This is a genomic window from Streptomyces sp. NPDC056231 (assembly GCF_048270745.1).
Lineage (GTDB): Bacteria > Actinomycetota > Actinomycetes > Streptomycetales > Streptomycetaceae > Streptomyces.
Genome location: NZ_JBLVKW010000211.1, coordinates 1 through 1,031, shown reverse-complemented (window position 1 = coordinate 1,031; position 1,031 = coordinate 1). Strand labels below are relative to the sequence as shown.

Sequence of the window (1,031 nt, the reverse complement as noted above, 5' to 3'; positions counted from 1 at the left end):
CGGCATCAGCTGATCGTTCTGCAGCGGCAACTCGGCACCGAGCGGGTGAGGTTCGCCCCGACGGATCGGGCCTTCCTCGCCGCCCTGCTCGCCCCGCTGCCCCGTGCCACTCTGCGCCGCCTGCGGTTGCTGGTCAGCCCTGACACAGTGCTGCGCTGGCATCGCGACCTGGTGAGAGGTCTTCACGCCCGTGTGAGCGTCACCAGGCGGCGGCCTGGTCGGCCGCGGACCCACGCCTCGATACGCCGTCTCGTCGTGCGTCTCGCCCGCGAGAACAGCAACTGGGGGTATCGCAGGATCCACGGCGAGCTCGCCTTGCTCGGCGTGAAGGTCGCCGCCTCCACCGTATGGGAGATCCTGAAGGCCGAGGGTATCGATCCCGCGCCCGAGCGCACCACCGTGACCTGGGCCGACTTCCTGCGCAGCCAGGCCCAGGCGATCCTCGCGATGGACTTCATCGAGACCGTCACTCTCACCGGGCAGCACCAGTACATTCTGGCTGCCATCCACCACGCCGGCCGCAGGATCCGCATCCTCGGCACCACGGCGCATCCCACGCACGCCTGGGTGACCCAGGCCATCCGAAACCTGATCATGGATCTCGAGGACGCCGGACAGCTCGCCGCGATCAAGTTCCTGATCCGTGACCGCGACGCGAAGTACCCGGCGCTGATCGACGAGATCCTGAACAATGCCGGCGTGCGCACCGTGCTCACCGCCGTCCAGACACCGCGCATGAACTCGATCACGGAAAGGTGGGTGCGCACCTGTCGCCGCGAGCTCCTCGACCGCACACTCATCTGGAACGAGACCCATCTCCGACACGCTCTGCGCGAGTTCGAACAGCACTACAACCAGCACCGAACCCACCGGACGCTGCAGAGCGCCGCGCCCCTCCGCGCCGTCCCCCAACCCCTGGCCGACGACCGGATCGAGCACCTCAACGTCCGCCGACGCGACCGCCTCGGCGGAGTGATCCACGAGTACCGACATGCCGCCTGACCTGCACGGACGAGTTTTCGGCACCTTCA

The 1,031-nt window shown here is 67.8% G+C and carries 1 protein-coding gene; it reads left to right on the top strand.

The features are described from left to right. On the top strand, nt 1–1,002 hold a 1,002-nt coding region (locus ACNPQM_RS44190), incomplete at its 5' end, for an integrase core domain-containing protein (RefSeq protein WP_418088421.1). Nucleotides 1,003–1,031 lie beyond the last annotated feature (29 nt).